Origin of the sequence: Cellulophaga sp. HaHaR_3_176, assembly GCF_019021925.1 — a bacterium.
In the GTDB taxonomy this organism is placed as follows: Bacteria; Bacteroidota; Bacteroidia; order Flavobacteriales; family Flavobacteriaceae; genus Cellulophaga.
The window spans coordinates 591,318-606,709 of the sequence record NZ_CP058990.1 but is presented as its reverse complement, the minus strand read 5'-3'; the positions used below and the strand labels follow the sequence as shown (position 1 = coordinate 606,709).

Annotated in this window: 16 protein-coding genes; 7 read left to right on the top strand and 9 right to left on the bottom strand. The window is 29.7% G+C overall.

Annotation, left to right across the window (positions count from 1 at the left end; translation table 11 throughout):
- Positions 1 to 51 precede the first annotated feature (51 nt).
- From H0I23_RS02690 to H0I23_RS02680, 3 genes are all read left to right on the top strand, one after another.
- The gene (locus H0I23_RS02690; RefSeq protein ID WP_216784933.1) at positions 52 to 276 is read left to right on the top strand and encodes a DUF2795 domain-containing protein; all 225 of its coding nucleotides are present in this window, start codon (positions 52 to 54) and stop codon (positions 274 to 276) included.
- 173 nt (positions 277 to 449) lie between these two features.
- Complete coding sequence (gene secA, locus H0I23_RS02685; protein WP_216784932.1) at positions 450 to 3,812, top strand: preprotein translocase subunit SecA; 3,363 nt, start codon at positions 450 to 452, stop codon at positions 3,810 to 3,812.
- Positions 3,813 to 3,994: 182 nt separating this feature from the next.
- Positions 3,995 to 5,194: a sensor histidine kinase gene (locus H0I23_RS02680; protein ID WP_216784931.1), complete on the top strand. Its 1,200-nt coding sequence runs from the start codon at positions 3,995 to 3,997 to the stop codon at positions 5,192 to 5,194.
- A gap of 122 nt (positions 5,195 to 5,316) precedes the next feature.
- On the opposite strand, the gene H0I23_RS02675 is transcribed toward H0I23_RS02680, so the two are convergent.
- From H0I23_RS02675 to H0I23_RS02660, 4 genes are all read right to left on the bottom strand, one after another.
- The gene (locus H0I23_RS02675) at positions 5,317 to 5,559 is read right to left on the bottom strand and encodes a hypothetical protein (RefSeq protein ID WP_216784930.1); all 243 of its coding nucleotides are present in this window, start codon (positions 5,557 to 5,559) and stop codon (positions 5,317 to 5,319) included.
- A gap of 124 nt (positions 5,560 to 5,683) precedes the next feature.
- A complete protein-coding gene (locus tag H0I23_RS02670; RefSeq protein WP_216784929.1) occupies positions 5,684 to 5,926 on the bottom strand; it encodes a hypothetical protein in 243 nt (80 codons plus the stop codon).
- 292 nt (positions 5,927 to 6,218) lie between these two features.
- Entirely contained in the window at positions 6,219 to 6,461 is a 243-nt protein-coding gene (locus tag H0I23_RS02665; RefSeq protein WP_216784928.1) for a hypothetical protein, read from the bottom strand.
- 185 nt (positions 6,462 to 6,646) lie between these two features.
- Positions 6,647 to 7,327 (bottom strand): peptidoglycan DD-metalloendopeptidase family protein, encoded by a 681-nt coding sequence (locus tag H0I23_RS02660; protein ID WP_216784927.1) that lies wholly within the window; start codon positions 7,325 to 7,327, stop codon positions 6,647 to 6,649.
- A 109-nt stretch (positions 7,328 to 7,436) separates the two neighbouring features.
- On the opposite strand from H0I23_RS02660, the gene msrA reads away from it, so the two are divergent.
- On the top strand, positions 7,437 to 8,105 hold the full coding sequence (gene msrA / locus H0I23_RS02655; protein ID WP_216784926.1) for a peptide-methionine (S)-S-oxide reductase MsrA: 669 nt from the start codon (positions 7,437 to 7,439) through the stop codon (positions 8,103 to 8,105).
- 144 nt (positions 8,106 to 8,249) lie between these two features.
- Complete coding sequence (locus H0I23_RS02650; RefSeq protein ID WP_216784925.1) at positions 8,250 to 9,149, top strand: aldose epimerase family protein; 900 nt, start codon at positions 8,250 to 8,252, stop codon at positions 9,147 to 9,149.
- Between the two features lie 62 nt (positions 9,150 to 9,211).
- Here H0I23_RS02650 and H0I23_RS02645 read toward each other — a convergent pair whose 3' ends face one another.
- On the bottom strand, positions 9,212 to 9,637 hold the full coding sequence (locus tag H0I23_RS02645) for an Ohr family peroxiredoxin (protein WP_216784924.1): 426 nt from the start codon (positions 9,635 to 9,637) through the stop codon (positions 9,212 to 9,214).
- Between the two features lie 147 nt (positions 9,638 to 9,784).
- Here H0I23_RS02645 and meaB point away from each other — a divergent pair, with 147 nt between their 5' ends.
- Entirely contained in the window at positions 9,785 to 10,864 is a 1,080-nt protein-coding gene (gene meaB / locus H0I23_RS02640; protein WP_216784923.1) for a methylmalonyl Co-A mutase-associated GTPase MeaB, read from the top strand.
- A gap of 3 nt (positions 10,865 to 10,867) precedes the next feature.
- Here meaB and H0I23_RS02635 read toward each other — a convergent pair whose 3' ends face one another.
- The 4 genes from H0I23_RS02635 to H0I23_RS02620 form a co-directional block, all read right to left on the bottom strand.
- Positions 10,868 to 12,517, bottom strand: a complete 1,650-nt coding sequence (locus H0I23_RS02635) for a glycosyltransferase family 39 protein (protein WP_216784922.1) — start codon at positions 12,515 to 12,517, stop codon at positions 10,868 to 10,870.
- On the bottom strand, positions 12,514 to 13,083 hold the full coding sequence (locus tag H0I23_RS02630) for a phosphatase PAP2 family protein (RefSeq protein ID WP_216784921.1): 570 nt from the start codon (positions 13,081 to 13,083) through the stop codon (positions 12,514 to 12,516). The genes H0I23_RS02635 and H0I23_RS02630 overlap by 4 nt, the downstream gene beginning before the upstream one ends.
- 5 nt (positions 13,084 to 13,088) lie before the next feature.
- Complete coding sequence (locus H0I23_RS02625) at positions 13,089 to 13,316, bottom strand: hypothetical protein (protein WP_216784920.1); 228 nt, start codon at positions 13,314 to 13,316, stop codon at positions 13,089 to 13,091.
- 64 nt (positions 13,317 to 13,380) lie between these two features.
- Positions 13,381 to 14,757 (bottom strand): MATE family efflux transporter, encoded by a 1,377-nt coding sequence (locus H0I23_RS02620; RefSeq protein ID WP_216784919.1) that lies wholly within the window; start codon positions 14,755 to 14,757, stop codon positions 13,381 to 13,383.
- 229 nt (positions 14,758 to 14,986) lie between these two features.
- On the opposite strand from H0I23_RS02620, the gene H0I23_RS02615 reads away from it, so the two are divergent.
- Positions 14,987 to 15,388, top strand: coding sequence for a response regulator (locus H0I23_RS02615; RefSeq protein ID WP_216784918.1), 402 nt, complete (start codon positions 14,987 to 14,989; stop codon positions 15,386 to 15,388).
- Positions 15,389 to 15,392: the final 4 nt, after the last annotated feature.

The following is a 15,392-nucleotide window of genomic DNA, read 5'->3' as shown; positions in this document are numbered from 1 at the left end:
TATTTCAATTTAAAATTTATTTTTGCAAAAAATTAAAATCAGACTATTAAAATGTATTGGACTTTAGAATTAGCATCTTACTTAAGTGATGCACCTTGGCCAGCTACCAAAGACGAGTTAATAGATTACGCTATTAGAACCGGTGCTCCATTAGAGGTTGTAGAAAACCTACAATCTATGGAAGAAGAAGGTGGCGAAATATACGAATCTATCGAAGAAATATGGCCTGACTACCCATCAGAAGAAGATTACCTCTGGAATGAGGATGAATATTAAAATATTATAGAATTACATTAAAAAAGTCTCATACGAGGCTTTTTTTTTGCTTAATTTTGAAACTTACAACGTATTCTATTCTGTAATACATTATAAGTTCATTTTGTCATGCTTTTATACCAAAGTAGCTTTGGTATGGTTATGGCATAATTCAAAATAAATAAATTACCAATATGAGTTTTTTAAATTCTGTCTTAAAAGTTTTTGTAGGCGATAAAGCTAAAAAAGATGTAGGTGCACTACAACCAATTATAAAACAAATTCATTCTTTCGAAAAAGAACTAGAAGGTTTATCGATAGATGAAATTCGAAATAAAACATTCTTCTTTCAAAATAAGATTAAAGAAAGTTGTAAAGAAATTAATGATAAAATTGAAGCTTTACAAGAAGAAGTAAAAGCATCGAAAGATATTGATAAGAATGAAGATATCTACGAAGAAATAGATAAGCTAAAAGAAGAAGCTTATCAAATTTCTGAAAAAACATTAAATGAGATTCTTCCTGAAGCTTTTGCTGTAGTGAAAGAAACAGCAAAACGTTTTACAAACAATACAACACTTACTGTAACTGCTACTGAATTTGATAGAGAATTATCTGGTAGTAAAGACTATGTTACTTTAGAAGGTGACAAAGCTATTTGGAAAAACTCATGGGATGCTGCTGGAAAGGAAGTTACTTGGGACATGGTACATTATGATGTTCAATTAATTGGAGGTATTGCATTACACCAAGGTAAAATTGCAGAAATGCATACTGGTGAAGGTAAAACCTTAGTTGCAACCCTACCATTATATTTAAATGCATTAACAGGTAACGGAACGCATTTAGTTACTGTAAATGATTACCTAGCAAAGCGTGATAGTGCCTGGATGGCTCCAATTTTTCAATTTCATGGTTTAACTATTGATTGTATTGATCTTCACCAGCCTAACTCAGATGGTAGACGTGCTGCTTACAATGCTGATATTACTTATGGTACAAATAACGAATTTGGTTTCGATTATTTAAGAGATAATATGGCCCATACGCCAAGTGATTTGGTACAAAGACCACACAACTATGCTATTGTTGATGAAGTCGATTCTGTATTAGTCGATGATGCGCGTACACCATTAATCATATCAGGCCCTGTACCTAAAGGAGATATTCACGAATTTGATGAGTTAAAACCAAAAGTTAATGATATTGTACAACTACAAAGACAATATTTAACAGGTGTTTTAGCTGAAGCAAAAAAACTAATTACTTCTGGCGATACTAAAGAGGGTGGTTTTCAACTTTTAAGAGTACATAGAGGTTTACCTAAAAATAAAGCATTAATTAAATTTTTGAGTGAAGAAGGTGTTAAACAACTACTTCAAAAAACTGAGAATTTTTACATGCAAGACAACAACCGCGAAATGCATCAAATTGATGAAGCATTATGGTTTGTAATCGATGAGAAAAATAATCAGATAGAACTTACTGAAAAAGGTGTTGAACATATTTCTGGAGAGCAAGACAAAGAGTTTTTTGTAATGCCAGATATTGGGATGGAAATTTCTAAAATAGAAAATCAAAACCTAGAAATAGAAAAAGAAGCTGAACTTAAAGAAGTACTTTTTAAAGACTTTGGAATAAAGAGTGAAAGAATTCATACTTTAAATCAATTATTAAAAGCATATACATTATTTGAAAAAGATGTAGAATATGTGGTAATGGATAATAAAGTAATGATTGTTGATGAGCAAACTGGTCGTATTATGGACGGCCGTCGTTATTCAGATGGTCTTCACCAAGCTATTGAAGCTAAAGAAAGTGTAAAAATAGAAGCTGCAACGCAAACATTTGCTACAGTTACTTTACAGAACTACTTTAGAATGTACAACAAGCTTTCTGGTATGACAGGTACTGCAATTACTGAAGCTGGAGAATTTTGGGAAATCTACAAGTTAGATGTAATGGAAATTCCTACAAACAGACCAATCGCGCGTGATGACAGAAATGATTTAATTTACAAAACAAAAAGAGAGAAATATAATGCTATTATTGAAGAAGTTACTAAACTTTCTGCCGCAGGAAGACCTGTTCTTATAGGTACAACATCGGTTGAAATTTCTGAACTTTTATCTCGTATGCTTAGTATTCGTAAGGTACCGCATAATGTATTGAATGCTAAAATGCATAAAAAGGAAGCTGACATTGTTGAAGAAGCTGGTAAGGCTGGTATTGTAACCATAGCAACTAACATGGCCGGTCGTGGTACCGATATTAAACTTTCTGAAGCCGTTAAAAAAGCTGGAGGTTTAGCTATTGTTGGTACAGAACGTCATGATTCTCGTCGTGTCGATAGACAATTAAGAGGTCGTTCTGGTCGTCAAGGAGATCCTGGAAGCTCACAATTTTATGTTTCTTTAGAAGATAACCTAATGCGTTTATTTGGATCTGATAGAGTTGCTAAAATGATGGATAGAATGGGCTTAGAAGATGGTGAAGTTATTCAGCATTCGATGATGACCAAATCTATTGAGCGTGCTCAGAAAAAAGTAGAAGAAAATAACTTTGGAGTTCGTAAACGTTTATTAGAGTATGATGATGTAATGAATGCACAACGAGAAGTTGTTTACAAACGTCGTCGTCATGCATTACAAGGGGAACGCTTAAAAGTTGACATCGCTAATATGATTTATGATACCTGTGAAGTTATTGCAGATACAAATAAAGCAGCAAGCGATTATAAAAACTTTGAATTTGAATTAATCAAGTATTTTTCAATAACATCTCCAATTTCTGAAGAAGAGTTTTCTAAAAAAACTGCTCAAGATATTGCAGCTATACTCTATAAAAAAGCATACGAGTACTACCAAGAAAAAATGGAGCGTAGTGCCACCAACGCCTACAGAGTTATTAAAAATGTATTTGAAGAAGAATCAAATAAGTTCGAACGTATTGTAGTTCCTTTTTCTGATGGAATAAAAACCTATAATATTGTTACAAACTTAAAAGATGCTTACGAAAGCGATGGTAAACAATTAGTTACTGATTTTGAAAAAAACATAACATTAGCAATTGTAGATGAAGCTTGGAAAGTTCATTTAAGAAAAATGGATGAATTGAAGCAATCTGTACAATTAGCAGTGCATGAGCAAAAAGATCCTTTATTAATCTACAAGTTTGAAGCATTTGAGCTTTTTAAAGGAATGATTGATAAAGTTAATAAAGAAGTTGTTGCGTTCTTATACAAAGGTGATATACCTAATGGAGAAAACACTAATATTCAAGAAGCTCGTAACATCAATCGTCCTAAAGAAGATTTAAATGTTAGTAAAGAGGAGGTTTTAAATAGTGATGAACTTGCGGCTCAAAATAGAGCTGTTGGTCAAAATCAAGGTGGAAAACAGCCAATTACAGAAACCATTACAAGAGAAGCTCCTAAAATTGGTCGTAATGACCGTGTTACAATTAAAAATGTAATGTCAGGAGAAAGTAAAACAATGAAATTTAAACAAGCAGAATTACTTATATCTAAAGGTGAATGGGTTATTACTGGTAACTAATTTTTAGTTTAAATCAATATTTAAAAACGACAGCAAAAAGCTGTCGTTTTTGTTTTTATAAGAAAAAACACCTTAAGATTAATAGTTAGATATTATTTTTTCGCTTTTAAATAGAAAATTTCTTAACTTAAATTTTTTAAGCTTAAAACCAAAAGCAACCAATAAATTATCAACTCAACCAAATGGCCTACCCACAACGCCTCAAAACCAAAACTAATTTATTTTTAAAAGTAAATTATATTTCATCCATACTATCATTACTCTTCGGTTTAGTGTGTTTTTATTTTTTAGAAATATATAATGTAATTCCTATTACATTAGTTTCATATAGCTTCTTCACCATTATAAACACCATGCTGTTTAACTTTCATAAGAAATTAGCTCCCGCATTTAATATTAATTCAGCTCTGACCTTAATTTGCTCCATAATCGTAACGATGTTTAGTGGAGGAATTAACAGTTCTTTCATTTTTGTACTTACCCTAGTTGTTTTGGCTGGGTATATTGCTACTAAAAAATATGGATCATTCTATCTTTACTTAGTTTTTATAATTGTTACTTTAATTTACTTAGAAAGCTTGGTTGATATTTCGTTTATAAGAAATGAAGTACCAGAAAAGACTAAAAACATTTTCAACTTCATTAGTATCCTATTTTCAGTTTACTTGTTAGGCGGTGTTTTTGGAAAAATTTTAGTAACTACTCATTACAATTTGTACCGGTCTAAAAAAGAAGTTGAAAAGAAAGTAAAAGAAAAAGAAACCTTAATTAAAGAAGTTCACCATAGAGTTAAAAATAATCTTCAAACAGTTTCAAGTTTATTGAGCCTACAGGCCAGAAACATGAAGGATCCTGCGATGAAAACTTTAATAAAAAGTAGCCAAAATAGAGTTAACTCTATGGCTATGGTTCATGAAATGCTCTATATGAGAGAAGATTTATCTAAGATAGAATACAAATCGTATGTTGAAGAATTAAGTGAATACTTGGTTAGATCAATAAAAGGAGCTGATAATAAGATTAAAGTTGCTATTGATATAATAGACATTAACTTAGGTATTGACACCGCTATACCACTAGGGCTTTTGATAAATGAAGCTATTACAAACTCTTTAAAATATGGAATAAAAGATAATAGTGAGGGCGAAATAAATATTGCTTTAAAAAAGCAAGAAGAAGATTATATTTTGAATATAGGAGACAATGGAGAGGGATATCCTGAAACTATTACTCCTAAAACCACAACATCTTTAGGTTTAAAATTAATTTACAACCTAACAAGACAACTAAAAGGATCGATACTAAAAGATTGCACTAAAAAAGGAACCAATTACGTAATTACATTTAAAGAAATTGGACAAAATTTTCAACCAATAGCGTAATTATTTTTTATTAACTCTCACCTTAATAGGTATTAATCTTTTTTTATCGTTATCGTTATTATTACTAACAATCAATATTACTATAGCGACTATTAAAATTACAATTGAAATCTGGATCATAGTTATACTAATTTAGATTTTGCTTCTTTAGTTATAAAAAGCAAATCTTTAATTAACTTTTTCTTTTTATATAAATAAATACGAGCTATTTTATCTTCTCCTGTATTTAAAGTAGAAGTTACAACTTCTTTATTTAAAACTACTACTTCTGTTTGAATAGTTATTTTTACTTCAGTATTTTTTTCTTGTGCTTGAGCAAATGAAGCTATAAATAGGATAAAGAATATTGTTTTAATTGATTTCATGTAACTTATTTTTTATCAAAGATAATTACAACATAAAACTATTTTTTAAGAATATCGGTAGGCTGCAATAAGCTATCGACGAGTAAACAATAAACAACTTTAATGAAATTAGTTTGGTTGTTAATTATGCCAATTTAGATCTGAATGCTTTAGTTCTAAAAGATAATTCTTTTTTTACTTTGTGATTTTTATCTAAATACAAACGAACAATTTTAGTCTCGTTATTATTCAGTTCTGAAATTACAGTTTCGTTAGCCAATACAACACTTTCTGTTTGGGCAGTTACTCTTGGTTCAACACCATTGTTTTGTGCTTGAGCAAATAACCCGATAAAAAGAATAAATAAAATTGTTAAAACTGCTTTCATGGCTTGTTGTTATCTGTGTCAAAGATAATTCCTACATGAAATGTGTGAGTTTAATAATCGCTAAAAATCATTATTTTTCGCTATCTGAACAAAACTCAGATAAAAGGTGCTTTTTAGCCGTTAACTGAAATGAATAGTTATTTCGCTAAACGAAATTATTGGTGTTTAATCGTGATTTATCACTAATTAATAGCAATAGAGTTTTTCAAGTATAAGTTTGTTGTGTTGTGAAGAAGAAGAAAGTGTGTGTGTGTGTGTGTGTGTGTGTGTAGAAATAATGTACTTTAAATAATTAAGCTAATTTACTTTTGTTCTTTTTTGTTTTAAAAGATAATTCCTTTTTTACTTTATAATTTCTATCCATATATAAACGAGCAACTTTAGTGTCATTACTATTTAAAGTTGTTGTAATTACTTCATTAGCCAATGCTACTGTTTCAGTTTGTGCCACTACTTTAGCTTCTAAGTTATTTTCTTGAGCTTGAGCTGAAAAACTGATAAAGATTATAAATACTATTGTTGCGATTGCTTTCATGACTTGTAATTTTCTTTTACAAAGGTAATTTCAAGATGAAGCTTGCTCAGGTAAAACTCGCCCAAAAACCCATATTTTTCGGTATCGGAACAATTTTCAGATTAAATGTATTTAATACCCGTTATAAGAAAATAGGATGTTTTTCGGTTACCGAAATATTTGGTATTTAGTCGTTGAAACGTAGTTTACAGTTTTAATAAAAGATTAGGATTAGGACAGTTTAAGGTATAATAATCTAAATTTGATAAGGCACATACCCCAGGGTAATCTCCTAAACAGCCTTGCATGTCATTAATAATCTGAAAATGTAAATGAGGAGCATAGTTCACATTTATTGCTGTAGCCCCCAAATAACCTAATACAGAACCTTCTTCAAATTCTTTACCTATATATAAGTCACTTAAAGACTCTACAGACAAATGCCCATATAAAGTATAAAAGTATATGTCACTTATTTGGTGTTTTAATATAATTGTCGGTCCATAGTCTCCTGATGTTGTATTGTTTTTAAAACTATGCACTTTTCCCCTTAAAGGAGTAATAACTATTGTACCCTCTTTTGCCCAATAATCTATCCCTAAATGAATGTTTCTTAAAGCAGTCTTTTCCCCTGAAAAATTTCCCTTATCCGCATAAAGGTTTCTTTTTTCTAAATAACCACCAAATGCAACCTCAGCATTTGCAGCTTGTAATGTTTCTGTAATATACGCTTGGCACACAACTGGATTTGTAATTTTTATATTTAATAAATCTGAATTCGATTTAGATAAATCTAAAGAAGTGTATTTATCTATAGAGATACTTCTATCCAATATATGTATTGGTTTTTCTGAAATAGAAAATAATATTTTTTCAAGCTTATTCATATATTAAAGATAAACTACCGTTATTTAAATTATAATAAAATTAACATCCTTTAATACTCTTCAACCGTAAGTATTAACCTAAGCTTACAACTAACATAAAAAAATTGTTATGAAAATATTTAAAATATCAGCACTTTTATTAGTGATATTATTCACTATTAGTTGCAATTCTAAAAATAAAGAAAATAAAAGCAATATAGTTTTAACTACAAATACTACCACTCAAGATTTATCAAAATATGAAACAGCTTATTTTGCTAGTGGGTGTTTCTGGTGTGTTGAAGCCATTTTTGAAAGTGTAAAAGGTGTAAAAGAAGTAGTTTCTGGCTATTCTGGAGGTACAGAAAAAAACCCAACTTATGAAGATGTTGGATACGGAAGAACAACACATGCTGAAGCTGTAAAAGTATATTATGACTCTAGTGAGATTTCTTTTGAGACATTAGTAAAAGTTTATTTTGGGTCTCACGATCCAACCACCGTTAATGGACAAAGACCTGATATGGGGAAACAATACCGTTCTGTTGCGTTTTATAAAAATAAAGAAGAGAAAAAAATTATTGAAGATTACATGGCTAAGCTTACAAGTGAAAAAGTATACTCTAAGCCATTAGCTACAGAGGTTACTAAGTTCTCTGTTTTTTATGATGCTGAAGATTATCATCAAGATTATGAAAAAAACAACCCTAACAATTCATATATAAAAGGTGTATCTGTACCAAGATTGAAAAGGTTTCAAAAAAAATATCCTGAATTAATAAAAAAAGAGATGCATTAAAAGTACTATTTACAAAACAAAAGCCCGTCTATATGGATGGGCTTTTGTTTTAATACCTATGTTCAAACTCGTAAATCAAAAGGCTAAAATTTTATTAATAGGTATTCTTAAAAAGTTTAGTTTTACATATTAAATACGTCTCTTTTGAATCAAATTACAGTTAAAAACAACAATATAGAGCTTACGGTACTTGATTTTGGTGCCATAATTCAGAAGCTTATTATAAAAGACAAAAATGGAAACCCAACAAATGTTGTTGTCGGTTATGAAAACTCTGAAGACTATTTAGTAGACGATATGTTTTTAGGTGCTTGTATTGGCAGGTATGCTGGCAGAATTACTAATGGTGAGTTTTCATTAAATAATGAAAACTATAAATTACACCAAGATAAATCTGTTCATTTACATGGTGGTTTAAAAGGCTTCAATCAAAAATATTTTAAAATAGAAAAAATTGATCATAGTAAACAACCCTCTATTCAACTTAGCTATTTAAGTCGAGACTTAGAAGAAGGTTACCCTGGTACTTTAAAAGTATTGGTAACTTATACCTTGTTAGAAAACTCTCTAAAAATTACACACGAGGCTACTACCGACAAAACCACTGTCGTAAACCTTACCAATCATTCTTATTTTAAACTTGATGATGCTGAAGAGGTTAATGACTATAGGTTACAACTTAACTGTTCTAAAATTACAGAAACACACGATAACTTGCTTCCTAATGGTAACTTTTTAAATGTAGAGAATAGTAAATACGATTTTACTAAAGAAAAATATATTGGAGAAACAAGGTTAGACACTCCTTTTGCAATTGATAAAGGCAGTGATATTTCGGCAATAGTAAAGTCTAAAAAATCTGGTATTACTATGAAGGTAAAAACAAATCAACCTGCCTTAATAGTATACACACCTCCTAAAACAGGTTCTATTTGTTTTGAAACTCAAAATTTTCCTGATGCTCCAAATCAAGAAAATTTTCCATCAAGCACTTTAAGGCCTGGTGAAGTTTATAAAAATGAATCTTTTTTTACTTTCAATTAAAAAATTAAAAAGCCAAATGCTTTATAAGCATTTGGCTTTTCAGAATTAACAATCAAAACAAATTATTCTTCTAATAGTAAATTTAGTGTTACTGTAATATTGTCTTGAGTAGCTTTACTGTATGGGCAAATTTCGTGTGCTGCATTTATAAGCTCCTCCCCTTTTTCTTTATTTACTGTTGGTAAATACGAATCTAAAGTAGCTTCAATATTAAAACCATCTTCATCTTTTACGAAACCTATTACCGCAGTTACACTAAAGTCTCCCAAATCATCAACTCCATAATCTTTTGCTACAGCTTGCAAAGCTCCTGCAAAACAAGTAGAATAGGCTGCCGCAAAAAGTTGCTCTGGATTTGTATATTTTTCTTCTATGTTATCTTTACCATTAGGCATCTTAACATCTAAATCTATAAGACCTCCATCACTAGTTACATGACCGCTTCTACCTCCTGTATTAGTCGCACTCGACTCAAATATTGTTTTCATAATTTTTATTATTTATAGTAATTACAGTGTTTTTAATTAAAAAGTTTAATATAGTGATAGAAAAACAAGATTGGAAAAATGAATTATTAAATTTGTGTGAATGTTTCTTAAAAATTATTAATTTTCAATTTAACTAGTTTCTATCTTTTGAAAAAATCTGAAAAAAAATCTACATTAGAAGAAAAAGATGGTATTAACTCCGCTCATACTTTAGGGGAAAAAAGTATCTCGAAAATTCAATTATCAAGAAAAAAACAACCAACAGCAAAAGAACTAAGTCTCGGAATATTTGCAAATAACAAAGCATCTTTAAGCAGAGCTATTACATTAATTGAAAGTACCAACTCATTACATTTAAAAAAGGCTAATGAAATAATTGAATCTTGCTTAAAGCATCAAAATAAAACGATTAGAATAGGTATTACAGGAGTACCAGGTGTTGGAAAAAGCACCTTTATCGAAGCTTTTGGAAAATTATTAACTGCTAAAGGAAAAAAGGTAGCTGTTTTAGCAGTAGACCCAACCAGCTCATTAAGTAAAGGAAGTATTTTAGGTGACAAGACACGAATGGAGTCTTTAGTTAAAGATGAAAATGCTTTCATTAGGCCATCACCATCGGGGTTAACTTTAGGAGGTGTAGCTCGAAAAACTAGAGAAACTATAATTTTATGTGAAGCTGCAGGTTATAATATAATTCTTATTGAAACCGTTGGAGTTGGACAAAGTGAAACTGCTGTACACAGTATGGTTGATTTTTTTCTTCTTTTAAAGCTTTCTGGTGCTGGTGATGAGTTACAGGGTATCAAAAGAGGTATTATGGAAATGGCTGATGCTATAGCTGTAAACAAAGCAGATGGAGCCAATATACAAGCTGCCAAAAATGCAAAAATAGAATTTACAAGAGCCTTGCACTTATATCCGCCAAAAGAAAATGGTTGGACACCAAAAGTGTTACAATGCTCTGCTATCGAAAAAAATGGTATAAACGATATTTGGGAAACTGTTGAAACCTTTTTAAAAGAAACAAATTCATTTATAAGTAAAAAAAGAAAAGAACAAAACAGATATTGGTTGATACAAACTATCGAAAACCAGTTGAAAACTAATTTTTATCAAAATAAAGAAATTCAAAAACAGCTTGATGTTCTTTTAGGTAAGGTAATAACTTCACAAATCTCTCCATTTGTAGCCGCTGAAATTTTATTAGAGAGATATAAGAAATTGTAGTTGTTAATAAAAAAGGTGTACTAAGTATTTTTTAGTGAGTGCTTTTTTTCTACTTATAGTATTTAAAAAAGTATATAATGATTTTGAAGCATTATAATCATCCACACTTTTCTGAATATTCCAATCAAAACCAGCATTCCGCAGCTCTATTAAATCTTGCTCAGTTGCATAAACCCATGTTATATTTTTTGATTTTAGATTTTCTACAGTAACATATTTAACCTTATTCTGATTATAGAAGTCTAATGACCAAGTTTCCTCTTTATTTATTTTATAAATTTCAGTAGTAGGCACCTCTTCTTGTTCAATAATCTTAGACATAGATGAACCTGCTTGATATTTTAATAAACTAGGATAAAAGTGATAATTCATTATAACATTCAATAATAAAGACGTTGAAACAGAAATTGTTATGATTCGTAGTGCATAAGATTCTTGTTTTAAAGTAAAATAAATAGTTATAATACCTGATATAATATAGACAATATAAGGTGTTGTACCTGTAAATTTAAAAACGTAAAAACAAATTAAAGTAGTTATTATAAACACTATTCCTAATAAAAAATATTGAATACCCAAGAAAAGTTTTATTGTTGAATCTTTAATAAAAACGTTTAAACTATGTAGGTAAGATGCTGAAACAATTGAACATAATGGTATAATAATGCATATATAATATAATAAATCTAAGCCTGTAATTAGAATTAAGAGAACAAATAAAACAAAGCCACCCAATGTCAAAAACTCGTATTTAGAATTAAACTTAAACTTTAGTTTAAGTAGCGTTCTAAACCTTGTATAAAATGCGGCAAAAGCAATAAAAGACCAAGGTAAAAAAACCGCAAAAAACTTATATGCTATAAATAAGTAATTAGTATCCCCTACTTTTAAATTAGGGCTAGTCATAGTATTAAAAAATTGATTTTGAAAAGAATAAAATAAGATATGCATAAAATTCGCTACACTCTTATCTTCTATGTAAATATGACAAAAAACATACAAGACAGGTATTATTGAAGCTGAGAATAACACAACCCCTATTAAAAATTTAAAGTCAAATATACTTTCCCATTTTTTAGAATATAATAAATGGCATATTATAGGTAATAATATTAATACTACACCCAGCAAACCTTTTGTAGAAAAAGCAAGAGCTGCACCTATAGATGCTAATATTATGTTTTTAAAATTGCTAGTATTTATATACGCTACAAAGTGCCAAACAGAAAAGATAACAAAACCCGTCAAAAGCACATTTACTTTAACATCTAAAATAGAAAATAGAATGGTTTGAGATGTTAAAAAAATAAGAGCTGATAATTTACCTACATTTTTATTATATAGTATTTTACCTAAGCCACACGTACTATATGCTCCTAAAAAAACCGCCAATACACCTGGTAATCGATATGCCCAATCATTTATCCCAAATACTTTAAAAGATAAAGCTGCCAACCAGTAATGCAATGGTGCTTCATTCCAGAAATTTGCTACATCTGAAAATGAACTAAAAAAATTTTCTGTCTGAACGATTTCCATCGCAATAACAGCATAACGTGCTGAACCATTTTCAAATAACTCTAAGAAAATTCCTGCGAAATAGACTATCGCTAATAAGAAAAGTAAAAAGCAATATCTAGTATTAGATATCATAAACTAAATCGATAAGTTGCAAATATATACAACTTTGCAAATAACCAGCTAAACACTGAGCCAATTAGTGCCCCTGAAATAACATCTAAAGGAAAATGAACACCAATATAAATACGGCTATATGCTACTAACACTGCCCATGAGAGTAATAAAAATCTTATATATTTTATTTTTTTATTTAAAAATTTAGTAAAGAAAAAAGCTACAGCAAAAGAATTTGCTGCATGCGCTGAAAAATAACCAAATTGACCTCCACAAGATTGTTTAACTAACCTCATTAATGAATTTACTTCAATATCATGACATGGTCTTAAACGCTGAACTCCATATTTAAAAAAATTGGCTAGCTGATCTGTAACTGTTATTAAAAGCGCTATAGTAACCAACACTGCTATTGTTTTTTTAAAACCGTATGATTTATAAAACAATATAGCCAAAACTATATATAATGGAATTGAAGAAAATTTATTGGTTATAAACAACCAAAAACTATCCCAAGTAGGAGTACCTAAATTATTAAGAAAAAGAAAAAGCTGCTTATCGTATTGTACTAATTCTTCTAACATATTATTTATTCTTCATATCTACCTACTTCTCTATCGTAAAACTCTGTTGCTAATTCAATAAGGTTTTCTGCCTCTGCTTCAAGTTCTTCTTCATCTTCTTTCGTAAAATCTTCTAACCATTCTACTTCATCATTCTCTAAATTAATTATAAATCTAGGATAATCTGTGTGTACAACAAAAATAGCTGTTGGGTAATCTGTATTATCACCTAATAAAAATTTAGGAAATTCCATATTGTATATTTTTTCTAAAATTAAAATTATTTTATGTAGCTGACTTAATCTGAATTTTTCAATTTTAAGTCAATTTATTATCTATCATTTTTTTTGTTAAATAACTAAATCGGATATACAACATAATTGCTGATGCTGTTAAACCCGCCAATAAACCAATCCAAATACCTTGGCTTTCATATTCTGTATATAAACATAAATAATAACTCGTCGGAAAACCAATAAGCCAATACGCAATAAATGTTATAATAGTTGGTATAATAACATCTTGTACACCTCTTAGAGCTCCTAAAATAACGACCTGTAATCCGTCTGAAATTTGAAAAACCGCAGCTACAATTAATAATTGAGCTGCTATAAATATCACTTCAGAATTATCTACTTGATTGGCAACATCGTTTACATCTAAATATAAAGTAGGCAGCCAATAATTAAATATATAAAAAATGGCTGCAAAAATTATTTCGAGAATAAAAGTCAGTAAAAATATTGAAACTGCAATTCTTTTCAATTCTTTAAAATTATTTAAACCTTTTTGGTTTCCAACACGAACCATTGCCGCAACGCCTAAACCCATACCAACCATAAATGTCATGCTCGATAGATTTAATGCTATTTGGTTTGCTGCTTGATGATTTTTACCTAAAACACCACTTAACCAAACTGCAGATGTGAAAATAGCAACTTCAAAAAACATTTGTAATGCTGAAGGAAAGCCTAAACTCATAATTTTTTCTACAACTTTGGCTTCTATAACTTTAAAATTAAAGCCTGTAACGTATTCGTGAAATTTGCTTTTACTTTTTAAAAGATACCATATAAAGAATACCATAACAACCCTCGATACTAGCGTTCCAATTGCGGCACCAACTATACCCATTTTCGGAAAGCCTAAATTTCCAAATATTAATAAATAGTTTAAAATGATATTAATCACATTAGCTACTACGGTAGCGTACATCGGGTATGTAGTTTGTGACAACCCTTCTGAGAACTGTTTAAATGCTTGAAAAATAATTAGAGGAACTAAAGAAAAGGCTACTAAATCTAAATATGGCATTGCTAAATCAACAACCTCTACAGGTTGTTTCATCATATACATTAAAGGTTTAGCTAAAAAAATTATTCCAAATAATGCAAGCCCTAAAATTGTACATAAAAACAGGCCATGTTTTAACGCACTTTTACCATTTGCAACATTACCCGATGCATCTGCTTCTGCTACTAATGGCGTTATAGCAGTCGAAAAACCTATACCTAAAGACATTGCTACAAAAACAAAACTATTGCCTAATGATACTGCTGCGAGTTCAGCTGTACCTAATTGCCCCACCATTATATTATCAGCAAATTGAACAAAAGTATGACCTAACATTCCCATGATTACGGGTATTGCTAAGGTTAAATTGTAACGAAATTCTTTAGTGTATTGTTGAAACAAAATAATAGTAAATTAAAAGACGGCAAAGATAGCCTTTTACATTTTTAAACGACAAAAATTAAAACATCAAAAGAAAACACTATCTAAAATATACGTAAAGAGATAATTTGAGCGTTATATTAAAAAACCAAGTAAGTAAGCTTTATACTACAAAAAATTAATTTATATATAATACTAAAATTTATACAATTAATTTTTCATTAAATAGTTTTCTTTAAAACACAAAAACATGAAAACAACCAACCTTTTATGTGTAATTGATGATGATGATATTTATAAGTATGCAGTTAAAAGAGCTGTGAAAGTAAATAAATTGACGAACAAAATCATCACTTTTTCTAATGGAGAAGAAGCCCTTGAGTTTTTTATAGAAAACTTAAATAAAAATGAAAATATTCCTGATGTTATTTTTCTAGATATAAACATGCCCATAATGGATGGATTTGAGTTTATGGAAGAATATATTAAACTAAAGCCGTCTGTTGGTAAAAAAATAACTATTTACATGGTTTCTTCATCTATAGATGAAGCTGACGTAAAAAGAGCAAAAAACATTAGCGCTATATCTGATTATTTACTGAAACCCATTATGCCAAAAGAGTTGGCTAATTTGATAAATGGAACCAAATAATTAA

Coding starts and splice junctions, on each gene's coding strand:
- H0I23_RS02690 (WP_216784933.1), top strand. CDS start 52: ATGTATTGGACTTTAGAATTAGCATCTTACTTAAGTGATGCACCTTGG.
- secA (WP_216784932.1), top strand. CDS start 450: ATGAGTTTTTTAAATTCTGTCTTAAAAGTTTTTGTAGGCGATAAAGCT.
- H0I23_RS02680 (WP_216784931.1), top strand. CDS start 3,995: ATGGCCTACCCACAACGCCTCAAAACCAAAACTAATTTATTTTTAAAA.
- H0I23_RS02675 (WP_216784930.1), bottom strand. CDS start 5,559: ATGAAATCAATTAAAACAATATTCTTTATCCTATTTATAGCTTCATTT.
- H0I23_RS02670 (WP_216784929.1), bottom strand. CDS start 5,926: ATGAAAGCAGTTTTAACAATTTTATTTATTCTTTTTATCGGGTTATTT.
- H0I23_RS02665 (WP_216784928.1), bottom strand. CDS start 6,461: ATGAAAGCAATCGCAACAATAGTATTTATAATCTTTATCAGTTTTTCA.
- H0I23_RS02660 (WP_216784927.1), bottom strand. CDS start 7,327: ATGAATAAGCTTGAAAAAATATTATTTTCTATTTCAGAAAAACCAATA.
- msrA (WP_216784926.1), top strand. CDS start 7,437: ATGAAAATATTTAAAATATCAGCACTTTTATTAGTGATATTATTCACT.
- H0I23_RS02645 (WP_216784924.1), bottom strand. CDS start 9,637: ATGAAAACAATATTTGAGTCGAGTGCGACTAATACAGGAGGTAGAAGC.
- H0I23_RS02635 (WP_216784922.1), bottom strand. CDS start 12,517: ATGATATCTAATACTAGATATTGCTTTTTACTTTTCTTATTAGCGATA.
- H0I23_RS02630 (WP_216784921.1), bottom strand. CDS start 13,083: ATGTTAGAAGAATTAGTACAATACGATAAGCAGCTTTTTCTTTTTCTT.
- H0I23_RS02625 (WP_216784920.1), bottom strand. CDS start 13,316: ATGGAATTTCCTAAATTTTTATTAGGTGATAATACAGATTACCCAACA.
- H0I23_RS02615 (WP_216784918.1), top strand. CDS start 14,987: ATGAAAACAACCAACCTTTTATGTGTAATTGATGATGATGATATTTAT.